The 10,988-nt window shown below is 72.5% G+C and carries 7 protein-coding genes and 1 pseudogene; 3 read left to right on the forward strand and 5 right to left on the reverse strand.

What is annotated here, in order from left to right; genetic code table 11:
* A pseudogene (locus ACFWR9_RS31080) lies at positions 1 to 3,100 on the forward strand (ATP-binding protein); the annotation flags it as partial.
* A gap of 21 nt (positions 3,101 to 3,121) precedes the next feature.
* Here ACFWR9_RS31080 and ACFWR9_RS31085 read toward each other — a convergent pair.
* The 3 genes from ACFWR9_RS31085 to panB form a co-directional block, all read right to left on the reverse strand.
* Positions 3,122 to 3,943, reverse strand: coding sequence for an ABC transporter permease (locus tag ACFWR9_RS31085; RefSeq protein WP_383847713.1), 822 nt, complete (start codon positions 3,941 to 3,943; stop codon positions 3,122 to 3,124).
* On the reverse strand, positions 3,940 to 4,971 hold the full coding sequence (locus ACFWR9_RS31090; protein ID WP_383847715.1) for an ATP-binding cassette domain-containing protein: 1,032 nt from the start codon (positions 4,969 to 4,971) through the stop codon (positions 3,940 to 3,942). Before ACFWR9_RS31090 ends, ACFWR9_RS31085 begins: the two co-directional genes overlap by 4 nt.
* A gap of 158 nt (positions 4,972 to 5,129) precedes the next feature.
* Positions 5,130 to 6,002 (reverse strand): 3-methyl-2-oxobutanoate hydroxymethyltransferase, encoded by an 873-nt coding sequence (gene panB / locus ACFWR9_RS31095; RefSeq protein WP_383847718.1) that lies wholly within the window; start codon positions 6,000 to 6,002, stop codon positions 5,130 to 5,132.
* A gap of 319 nt (positions 6,003 to 6,321) precedes the next feature.
* On the opposite strand from panB, the gene ACFWR9_RS31100 reads away from it, so the two are divergent.
* The gene (locus ACFWR9_RS31100) at positions 6,322 to 7,374 is read left to right on the forward strand and encodes an endonuclease/exonuclease/phosphatase family protein (protein ID WP_383847721.1); all 1,053 of its coding nucleotides are present in this window, start codon (positions 6,322 to 6,324) and stop codon (positions 7,372 to 7,374) included.
* 101 nt (positions 7,375 to 7,475) lie between these two features.
* On the forward strand, positions 7,476 to 8,699 hold the full coding sequence (locus tag ACFWR9_RS31105; protein ID WP_383847724.1) for an MFS transporter: 1,224 nt from the start codon (positions 7,476 to 7,478) through the stop codon (positions 8,697 to 8,699).
* 249 nt (positions 8,700 to 8,948) lie between these two features.
* Here the strand turns inward: ACFWR9_RS31105 and tgmC are convergent, their stop codons facing one another.
* Positions 8,949 to 10,082 (reverse strand): ATP-grasp peptide maturase system methyltransferase, encoded by a 1,134-nt coding sequence (gene tgmC, locus ACFWR9_RS31110; protein WP_383847726.1) that lies wholly within the window; start codon positions 10,080 to 10,082, stop codon positions 8,949 to 8,951.
* The coding region (gene tgmB, locus ACFWR9_RS31115; RefSeq protein ID WP_383847729.1) for an ATP-grasp ribosomal peptide maturase at positions 10,079 to 10,988 on the reverse strand (910 nt) is incomplete at its 5' end. The genes tgmB and tgmC, both read right to left, overlap by 4 nt.

The raw sequence follows: 10,988 nt of genomic DNA on the forward strand, positions 1-10,988 counted from the left end.
GGCGCGGGCCCCGCCGCCGCGGGGCGCGCGCGACCCCCCCCCCCCCCCTCAACACCACCCACCCCCCCCCGCCGCGGGGGGGGGGGGGGCCGCCCCCCCCCCCCCCCCCCACGGCGACCCCGCGAAGGCGGCCGTCGTGCTCGACGACGCCCTCGCCCTGTGGCGCGGTCCCGCCCTCGCCGACCTGCCCGACCGCACCGCCGAGGCGGCCCGCTGGGAGACCCGGCACCTGGACGCCCTGCGCGCCCGGCACACCGCCGCCCTGGACCTCGGGGCGGCCGAGCACTCCCTGCCCGAGCTGACCGCGCTGTGCGACGGCCACCCCCTGGACGAGCCCCTCCAGACGCTGCGGCTGCGCGCCCTGCGCGACACCGGCCGCACCGCCGAGGCACTGGCCGCCTACGAGGCCGTACGGCACCTGCTCGCGGACCGGCTCGGCACCGACCCCGGGCCCGGGCTGCGCGCACTGCACGCCGAACTGCTCGCGCCCGGGGAGCGGGTGACGCCCACGGCACCCGGCGACCGGCCCGCGCCCGCCGAGGCACCCCGCGCGCCGGCCGCCCGCCCCCGGGGCAACCTCCGCGCCCGGCTCACCTCCTTCGTCGGCCGGGACGCCGACCTGGAGTCCCTGCGCGCCGACCTGGCGACCACGCGGCTCGTCACCCTCCTCGGACCCGGCGGCGCCGGCAAGACCCGCCTCTCGCAGGAGGCCGCCGAGGGCGCCGGTGACGCGGCCGAGGACGGCGTGTGGCTCGCCGAACTCGCCCCCGTCGACGACCCCGACGCCGTACCCGAGGCCGTGCTGACCGCCCTCGGCGCCCGCGAGACCGTGCTGTACGGCGCCGGTGCCGAGGAGATGCGGGCCGTCGCCGCCACCGACCGGCAGGCCACCGCCGTCGAGCGACTGGTCGAGCACTGCGGCCGGCGCCGCATGCTGATCGTCCTCGACAACTGCGAGCACGTCGTCGACGCCGCCGCCCGCCTCACCGAGGAACTGCTCGCCCGCTGCCCCCACCTGACCGTCCTCGCCACCAGCCGCGAACCCCTCGGCGTACCGGGAGAGTCCCTGCGCCCGGTGGAACCGCTGCCCGAACCCGCCGCGCTCCGGCTGCTCGCCGACCGCGGCGCCGCCGCCCGCCCCGGTTTCCGCCCCGACGCCGACGAGGACACCGCCGCCGCCTGTGCCGAGATCTGCCGCCGCCTCGACGGCCTGCCGCTGGCCATCGAACTCGCCGCCGCCCGGCTGCGCATGCTCACCCCGCGCCAGATCGCCGACCGCCTCGACGACCGCTTCCGCCTGCTCACCTCCGGCAGCCGCACCGTCCTGCCCCGCCAGCAGACTCTGCGCGCGGTCGTCGACTGGTCCTGGGACCTGCTCGACGCCGACGAGCGGGAGGTGCTGGGCCGGCTCTCCGTCTTCGCCGGCGGCTGCGACCTCGCCGCCGCCGAGGCCGTGTGCGGGCCCGCCGCCCTGGACGCCCTCGGCTCCCTCGTCGACAAGTCCCTCGTCGTCGCCGCACCCGTGACCGACCGGCAGACCGGCGACGGCATGCGCTACCGCCTCCTGGAAACCGTCGCCGAGTACGCGGTCCAACCCCGCCCCTAGCCCTTCGCCCCCGCGGCGCCCGACCGCGCCCACCGGACCCAGTCCCGCCTATACGCCCGCACCACGGACCCGTTGGTGCGCGGCCCGCAGCAACTCGCCGCCATCGAGCGGCTGGAGCGCGAGTACGAGAACCTGCGCACCGCCCTGCGCCACGCCATCGCCGAGCGCGACGAGCAGGAGGCGCTGAGCCTGTCCCTGTCCCTGGTCTGGTACTGGCAGATGCGCGACCTGCGGGTGGAGGCCCGGAACTGGTTCGTCGAGATCATGGCGCTCGGCCCCGACCCCTTCGCCGAACCGGTCCGCCCCGCCCTGCCGGTGTGGGAGCGGTGCACCGCCAACCCGCCCCCGATGACCGGCGAGACGCTCGCCGAGGCCCGGCGCGGGATCCACCTGGCCCATCTGTCCTGCATGGACACCGAGCTGGACGCCTGGCAGAAGCCGCGGGCCCAGAGCAAGCTGCGGGTCATCGCCGCGACCTACGAGCCGGGCATGCCGCAGACGTGTACCAGTCCCGGCCTGCTCTGGTTCTTCGCCGTGATGCTCACCGGCGACATGAAGCGGCTGCGCGAGATCATGGACGCCTCCGTGCGCACCTGCCGCGAGACGCCGGGATACGAGTGGGCGCTGGCCGGCAGCCTCCAGATGCGCGCCAACATGCTCGCCAACCGCACCGACTGGGCGGGTGACGCGGCCCGCGACGCCGACGAGGCGCTGGAGATCTACCGGCGGCTCGGCGACGCCTGGGGCATGGCCGAGGCCCTCTCCGGGCGCGCCGAGGCCCGCGAGCGCACGGGCGAGTACGGGCTCGCCGCCGCCGACTACCGGGCCGCCGCGGAACACGCCGAGCGGCTCGGCGCGCACGCCCAGGTGGACGTCCTCGACGCCCGTCTCGGCAGCGTGCTGATGGAGTGCGGCGACGACGAGCAGGGTGAGCGCATCCTGCGCGACGTGATCGAGCGGACGCGCGGCACCGGTCACAACGGCGCGATGCCCGCCGCCCGGCTCTTTCTCGCCGGCCGGCTCGGCATGACCGGCCGGACCGCCGAGGCGCGCGAGCAGCTGCGGCTGCTGCGCGAGGAGTTCAGCATCGCCCACTTCGTGGTCTTCGACGCCTTCATCCTCGCCGCGGAGGCCTGGCTGGCCACGCTGGAGGACCGGCACGAGGAGTGCCTGACCAAGGTCCGCCAGTCCCTGGAACGGGCCGAGGACCCACTCTCCGCGGCCATCGCCCCGCACATGCGGTCCGCCTACCTGACCATCGCCGCGATGGCGCTGGCCCACGTGGACGGCGGGCGCCGGGCCGCGGACGGCGCACGGTGCGTGGGCGCCGGCGACGCGCTGCTGCCGCCCGGCCACGTGTCGTCCGGCCTGGAGCGGGACGCCCACGCGCGAGCCGTCGAGCGGGTCCGCGCGGTGCTGGGCGCCGAGGCGTACGACGCCGCGTACACCGAGGGCGGCCGCCTCTCCCCCGGGGAGGCCACCGCCCTCGTATGACGCGTACGACGCGTACGTGCCTCAGCTCTTCGTGCGGAACTTGTGGATGGCGACCGGCGCCATCACCGCCGTGATCGCCACCGACCAGCCGAGCGTGATCCACAGGTCGTGCGCGACCGGGCCGCCCACCATCAGTCCGCGCGCCGCGTCGGCGAGCGTGGACAGCGGGTTGTAGTCGGTGAAGGCCTGGAGCCAGCCCGGCATCGACTGCGGCGGCGCGAAGATCGAGGAACCGAACTGCAGCGGGAACAGCACCAGGAAGCCCATCGCCTGCACGGACTGCGCGTTCTTCAGGATCACCCCGAGGGTGAGGAACACCCACATGATCGACGAGGCGAACACCGCGGACAGCCCCACGGCCGCGAACAGCCCGGCCCAGTGGTCGATGTCGAAGCCCACCAGCACGGCGACGATCATCAGTACGGCGGTGGCGAACAGCATCCGCACCATCTCCACCGCGATCTTCGCGAAAAGCACCGAGCCGCGCCCGATCGGCAGCGACCGGAAGCGGTCCATGACGCCGGAGTTGAAGTCCTGGCTGAATCCGGTGCCGACGCCCTGGGACAGCGTCATGCTCATCATCGCGATCATGCCGGGGATCACGTACTGCACATAGCCGTCCTGTCCGCCGCCCAGGGCCTGGCCGATCGACCCGCCGAAGACGTACACGAACAGCAGGGTGAAGACGACCGGCATCAGCAGCGCGTCGAACATCGACTCCGGGTCCTGCCGGATCCACAGCAGGTTGCGGCGGACCAGGGCGCCGGTGTGCCGCAGATGCCCGCGCAGCGAGATGCGGGCGTCGTCGGTGGCTGCGGTGGGAATCGAAGTGGCGGCGCTCATACGGCGACCTCCTCGCGGGCGTCTTCGGTGGCGGGCGCCGGGTCCTGCGGGGCACTGGCGCGGTGGCCGGTGAGGGACAGGAAGACCTCGTCCAGGCTGGGCAGTTCGGTGGTGATGGAGGTGATGGTGAGGCCGCGCGCGGTGACCGCGCCCACCACGGCGGTCAGCTGTTCGTCGCTGAGGATCGGCACCAGGACGTCGCCGCGCCGCGTGTCGACCGTGCTGCTGGCGAGCCCGGTGATGCCCAGCTCGTCCAGGAAGGCGGCGAGCGGGCGCAGTTGCAGCGGGTCGGCCGGGCGGACGCGCAGGGTGCGGCCGCCGACCTTGGCCTTCAGCTCCTCGATGCCGCCGTTCGCGATGACCTCGCCGCGGTCGACGACGGTCAGCTCGGTGGCGAGCTGCTCGGCCTCCTCCATGTACTGGGTGGTGAGCAGCACGGTGACGCCGTCGCCGACCATGCGCTTGACCTCGTCCCACACCTCGTTGCGGGTGCGGGGGTCCAGGCCGGTGGTGGGCTCGTCGAGGAAGAGGACCTTCGGGCGCCCGATCATGGACGCCGCCAGGTCGAGACGCCGCCGCATGCCGCCGGAGTAGGTGGCCGCGGGGCGCTTGCCGGCCTCGGTGAGCGAGAACCGCTCCAGCAGTTCGTCGGCCCGGGTGCGCGCCTCCTTGCGGGGCAGGTCGAGGAGCCGGCCGATCATGTACAGGTTCTCCCAGCCGGGGAGCTTCTCGTCCACGGACGCGTACTGCCCGGTGAGTCCTATGACCCGCCGCAGCTGCCGGGGCTGCCGTACGACGTCGTAGCCGACGACGTGCGCCTGGCCGGAGTCGGGGGCGAGGAGGGTGGACAGGATGCGGACGAGGGTGGTCTTGCCGGCGCCGTTCGGTCCGAGCACACCCATCACGGTGCCCTCGCGCACGTCCAGGTCGACGCCGTCCAGCGCCTTGGTCTCGCCGTAGTGCTTGACCAGCCCCCGTACGGTGACCGCGCGGTCCGCGGCCGAGGGGTTGTCGTCGATTCGCTTCATGCCCCAGACGATGTCAGGGGCTGCCGACAAACCACCGACAGCCCACCGACAACACGACCTACGCCGCCGACATCTCACCGACAGGCACCGCAACCATCAATTGAGGAACCACGACGGCGAGCAACCAGCTCCGCGAGAGCGGCGCCGGCTTAGGCGCATTAGAACGAGTGCTCGTCCTGCGGGAACGTGCCGCCGACGACGTCCTCGGCGTACGCCTTCGCCGCGTCGCCGATGACCTGGCGCAGGTCGGCGTACTGCTTGACGAACTTCGGCATCCGGCCGCCGGTCAGTCCGAGCATGTCGGTCCAGACCAGCACCTGGGCGTCGGTCTCGGGGCCCGCGCCGATGCCGACGGTCGGGATGTGCAGCGTCCGGGTCACCTCGGCGGCCAGCTCGGCCGGCACCAGCTCCAGGACGACCGCGAAGGCGCCCGCGTCCTGTACGGCCTTGGCGTCGCGCAGCAGTTGCTGGGCCGCCTCCTCGCCGCGGCCCTGTACCCGGTAGCCCATGGCGTTCACGGACTGCGGGGTGAGGCCGATGTGCGCCATCACCGGGATGCCGGACTCCACCAGCAGTTCGATCTGCCGGTGCGAGCGCTCGCCGCCCTCCAGCTTGACCGCGCCGACCCCCGCCTCCTTGACCAGGCGGGTCGCCGAGCGCAGCGCCTGCACCGGGCCCTCCTGGTAGGAGCCGAAGGGCAGGTCGCCGACGATCAGGGCGCGCGAGGTGCCCCGCACCACGGCCGCCGCCAGCATCGTCATCTCGTCCAGCGTGACGGGCACGGTCGACTCGTACCCGAGGTGGCAGTTGCCCGCGGAGTCGCCGACGAGCATCACCGGGATGCCGGACTCGTCGAAGACGGACGCGGTCATCGCGTCGTACGCGGTGAGCATGGGCCACTTCTCGCCGCGCTCCTTGGCGGCGGTGATGTCCCGGACGGTGATGCGACGGTTGATCTTGCCCCCGTACAGCGCCCTGCTCCCGTCCCCGGGGGTGCGCTGCGGCGTCTGGGCAGCCGAAAGCTGCGTCATGGCAACGGCTCCTTCATGTCATCTCGAGGCGCCCTGACGGCGTCCCCGGATCCCTTCCATGGTGGCACTTCCCGCGTCCCCGCGGCTAGGGGACCCTCGTCACGTGCCACCGAACGTGCCACCGATCGACTCACGAGGTGAAATGTGCCCGTTCTGTCACAGAGTGACCCGGCCCGGAGGGATGCGGAACTCCGCACGGCGACTCGTACGTCCCAGTGCCCGTACGGCCGTCGAAGGACGGCAGGATCGGAACCGATCATCCCCTATGGTGCTGAGTCACGGGGGCGACGGTGAGCACGGCGGGCAGTGAGGCAACGGTATGGCGCAGCAGGCGTACATGACGGAGACGGACAACGGCGGCTCGGATCCCGAGCACCGGGAGAACCGGCTTCGGCGCCTGTTCGACCGGGTGGTCACCGGCTGGCGCGGCGACCGTCGGATCTGGACCCGGGGCCTGGTCACGGCCGTGGTCGCGCTCCTTCTGTCAGCCGTCATGGCGGCCCACTCGCACATCCCGAACGCCATCGGCAACCTCGGCAGCCTCACCGAAACCTTCCTGCCGTGGTTCGGCCTCCTGATCCCGGTCCTGCTGGTGATCGCCGTGGTCCGCAAGTCGGCGACGGCGCTGATCGCGTTGGTGCTGCCGGTGAGCGTGTGGCTGAACCTCTTCGGCGGCCTGCTCTTCGACAAGACCGGCACCGGCGGCGACCTCACGGTGGCCACGCACAACGTCAACGCCGACAACGCCGACCCGGCCGGCACCGCCCGCGCCGTGTCCGCGGCCGGCGCGGACGTGCTGGCCCTGGAGGAGCTGAAGGCGTCCGCCGTACCGACGTACGAGAAGGCGCTGGAGTCGAAGTACCCCCACCACGCCGTCGTCGGCACCGTCGGGCTGTGGAGCAAGTACCCGGTCGCCGACGTGCGGGCGGTGGACATCCAGCTGGGCTGGAAGCGCGCGATGCGCGCCACCGTCACCACCCCGTCCGGGCCGCTCGCGGTGTACGTCGCCCACCTGCCCTCCGTCCGGGTGAAGCTGGAGGCCGGGTTCACCGCCCGGCAGCGGGACAAGAGCGCCGACGCCCTCGGCGAGGCCATCGCCGACGAGAAGCTGCCCCGCAAGATCCTGCTCGGCGACCTCAACGGCACCATGAACGACCGCGCGCTCACCGCGATCACCTCGCAGATGCGCTCCCCGCAGGGCGCCGTCGGCAACGGCTTCGGCTTCAGCTGGCCGGCGTCCTTCCCGATGGCCCGCATCGACCAGATCCTGGTCGACGGCGTCGAACCGATGACCAGCTGGACCCTCCCGTCGACCGGCAGCGACCACCTGCCGATCGCCGCGCGTGTGAAGGTCGACACAACGGCATCCTGAAATTCGTCTGCGGAATACCTGCCCTGAGAGCCTTTGTTCCGTAGGGGAACATACAGTCGTCCTTCCCTTACGCACTCCGCTCTCGAAAGGCTCGCCCCCTTATGCCCCTGGCCCTGCTCGCCCTTGCCGTGGGCGCCTTCGGCATCGGTACCACCGAGTTCGTGATGATGGGCCTGCTGCCCGACGTCGCGGACGACCTGAACATCTCCATCCCCACCGCGGGCCACCTCGTGTCGGCCTACGCGCTGGGCGTCGTCATCGGCGCCCCGCTGCTGGCGGCGGCGACCACGCGGATGTCCCGCCGCTCCGTCCTCATCGCCCTGATGGCGCTCTTCGTGGTCGGCAACGCCCTGTCGGCCGTCGCGCCCGGCGAGATCTCCCTGCTGGCCGCCCGCTTCGTCAGCGGTCTGCCGCACGGCGCGTTCTTCGGCGTCGGCGCCGTCGTGGCCACCGGCATGGTGGCACCGGAGCGCAAGGCCCGCTCCGTCTCCCTCATGTTCCTGGGCCTCACCGTCGCCAACATCGTCGGCGTGCCCGCGGCCACCGCCATGGGCCAGGCGCTCGGCTGGCGGGCCACCTTCCTCGGCGTGAGCGCGATCGGCGTCGCGGCGATAGCGGCCCTGGTCGCCCTGATCCCGCGCGAGAACGCCCCCGCCCCCGCCACGGGCCTGCGCGGCGAACTGGCCGCCCTGCGCTCCCTGCCCGTCTGGCTGGCGCTCGGCACCACGGTCGCGGGCTTCGGCGCGCTCTTCGCCGCGTACAGCTACATCACGCCGATGCTGACGGACGCCGCCGGCTTCGCCGAGACCAGCGTGACGCTGCTGCTTGCGCTGTTCGGCGTCGGCGCCACCGCGGGCAACCTGCTCGGCGGCCGGCTGGCCGACCACTCCCTGCGCGGCACCCTCTTCGGTGGCCTCGCCTCGCTGGTCGTGGTCCTCGCCCTCTTCCCGCTCCTGATGCGCACGCCGGTCACGGCGGCCGTGTCGGTGGCGCTGCTTGGCATGGCCGCCTTCGTCACCGGCTCCCCCCTCCAGCTGATGGTGATGGAGAAGGCCACGGCGGCCCCGTCCCTCGCCTCCTCCGCCAACCAGGCCGCCTTCAACCTCGCCAACGCCGGCGGCGCCTGGATCGGCGGCCTCGCCCTCGCGGCGGGCCTCGGCACCACGTCGCCCGCGCTGGCGGGGGCGGGGCTGGCGGTGCTCGGTCTGGGGGTCGCGGGGACGGCTTGGGCGGTGGACCGGCGGGCGGCGGCCGCTTCGGCGCGGGGGCGGGAACGTGTGGTCGCGGGGCATGTCCCGGAGACGGTGGAGTCGGTACGGCGGTGACGCCGGGCTGATTGGAGCGTTTGTCCCGGCGGAGCGCCGCTCGGACGGCGTGTGCGCGGGACAAACGCTCCGAAGTCTCAGCACCGGTCTTCCACTGGTCTCCGTGGACCGGCCGGGACAGAGCGTGTCCATGCCCGTCCCGGTCGGATCGACGCCGATGTCGCCTCCGGCATGCGCCGACTGTGCGCGCTGCGGGACCTGGGCCACCCGCCATGGGGTGAGCGTGCGAGCGAGGCCGGTCAGGGGACTTCAGATCGTCGGCCAGGTGATCCTCTGTGCCTCGGGGGTGATGGTGACCTCGAAGCGGTCCAGTGCGGGTGATCCGTCCGTCCGCCAGCGCAGCAGGTGGTCCTCCACCGCGTCCCACATTTGTACGGGCCCGCCCTGGCGCACCGTCCACTGCTCGCCGTCTTGGGCGAGGACTGCCCAGGAGCCTGCCTCCACGTCGACGAGGACGTGCTTTGTCCCGTCGGAGAGTGTGAGGGCGAGGTGCTGTGCGCGCGGGGCTGCGAGCTGGGCGACGAACCGCGCGTCCCAGTCGTCCAGGACGGTGGCACCGAGCCGAGCCGGCCTCTCCTGGCCTGACTCCAGGTCGGGGAGCATTCCGAACGGTGGCGGGAGCTGTGGGCGGGCGAGCATGAACGAGATCTGGCCGCCAAGGAACCGGCCGTGGGCCACCCCGTCACCGCCGACGGTCAGCCGGGCCAGCTCGGAGGAGTACAGCCAGCCGCACAGCGTCGCGAGAATGATCCCGCCCGGCTTGGTCTGCTCGACCCAGGTGTACGGCACATTCAAGACTCCGCAGGTGGCGACCAACCGGTCGTACGGGGCATGGTGCCTGTGCCCGGCCAGGCCGTCACCGACGATCAGCCGCGGGAAGTACCCGCACGTGGCGAGGGCAGTGCCGGCGCGGCGGGAGACCTCGGGGTCGACTTCCACGGAGGTGACCAGCTCGTCGCCGAGCCGGTGGCAGAGCAGTCCGGACGAGTAGCCGGTACCGGTGCCGACTTCCAGCACCCGGTTGCCGTCCTCCACGTAAAGGTCCTCCAGCATGCGCACCACCAGGTTCGGCATAGTGCTGGACGATGTCGGGACACGCATGATCTCGCCGCGGATGTCGGCGGGAACGATGGTGCCGGCGATCTGGGTGACCAGTGACTCGTCCGCATAACAGCGCTCCAACCATCCGCCGTCGTCGGGCACGACCGGATACCAGGCGGTCGGCGCGGAGCCTTTCACCTGTTCGAAGAAGCCGCCGCGGAGGAACTCGTGCCGGGGCACGGAACAGAGGGCCTCGTGCCATGGCGCGGTGCGCAGAAGGCCGCCCGCGGCGAGGCGGTCGGCCAACGCCCGGCGCAGAGCGACTGAGTCCACGATGGTCATCGGCGGGTCTTCCCTTCCAGGAGGTCGGCCATCGCCGCGAGCATGGGCAGGCCGGTCTCGGACTCCAGCCAGTACCACTGGCCAGACGGGTTGCACTCCAGGAACCACCATTGCCCCTGACGGTCGAGGGCGAAGTCGAAAGCGCCGAAGACGAGACCGAAGTGGGCGAGGTATGCGTGCAGGGCCCCGGTGATGTCTGGCGGTGGGGTGGCTACGGAATAGCGCAGGCGGCCGTAGTCGGTGCGCCAGTCCAGCAGGTCCGAGTCGATGCGGACGGCGAAGACCTGGTCGCCGATGACGGTGACCCTCACGTCCGCGGTCTTGTCGACCTGACGCTGGAACAGATGCGCGGTGCCGGAGACGGCCTCATCGATCTCGTCGGCCGTGACTGCCGCGACCTCAACGGTGCAGGAGACGCCATCGACGCGGTACAGCGGCGCCGACAGCGGCTTGTAGATCACCCTGCCGTGCTGCTCGATGAAGGCTCGCGCCGCGTCCGGATCGGAAGTGACGGCCGTAGGCGGCAGGGGGAAGCCGGCGTGCGCGGCGGCGGCCAGCCCGGACGGTTTGAACTCCGCGTCGCCGACACGGTGCGGGTGGTTGACGTACAGGCAGCCCGGAAGAGAGGCCAGCACGCCCCCGAGCCCGTAGCGAGCCTGGGTGACTGCGAACCGGGCGTCCTGCTGGTCCAGGTGGGGGAAGGCGAAGCCGGAAGGCCGGCGGTAGTACAGGGACCGGACGCAGGACAGGTCGGTTGTCCGGGACGGTGTGGACAGGGTGCCCTTCACACCGTTCGACGTGATCGTGGCCGCGACCGACAGGGCGTGGGGGAAGTCCCCCGAGTCGAACCGCCCCCCCCGGGACACCCCGGCGTGGCAGTACGGGTGAACCCCAAGCGCCGCGGGG

Origin of the sequence: Streptomyces sp. NPDC058534, from assembly GCF_042717365.1 — a bacterium.
Taxonomy (GTDB): Bacteria; Actinomycetota; Actinomycetes; order Streptomycetales; family Streptomycetaceae; genus Streptomyces.

Coding starts and splice junctions, on each gene's coding strand:
- ACFWR9_RS31085 (WP_383847713.1), bottom strand. CDS start 3,943: ATGAGCGCCGCCACTTCGATTCCCACCGCAGCCACCGACGACGCCCGC.
- ACFWR9_RS31090 (WP_383847715.1), bottom strand. CDS start 4,971: ATGAAGCGAATCGACGACAACCCCTCGGCCGCGGACCGCGCGGTCACC.
- panB (WP_383847718.1), bottom strand. CDS start 6,002: ATGACGCAGCTTTCGGCTGCCCAGACGCCGCAGCGCACCCCCGGGGAC.
- ACFWR9_RS31100 (WP_383847721.1), top strand. CDS start 6,322: ATGGCGCAGCAGGCGTACATGACGGAGACGGACAACGGCGGCTCGGAT.
- ACFWR9_RS31105 (WP_383847724.1), top strand. CDS start 7,476: ATGCCCCTGGCCCTGCTCGCCCTTGCCGTGGGCGCCTTCGGCATCGGT.
- tgmC (WP_383847726.1), bottom strand. CDS start 10,082: ATGACCATCGTGGACTCAGTCGCTCTGCGCCGGGCGTTGGCCGACCGC.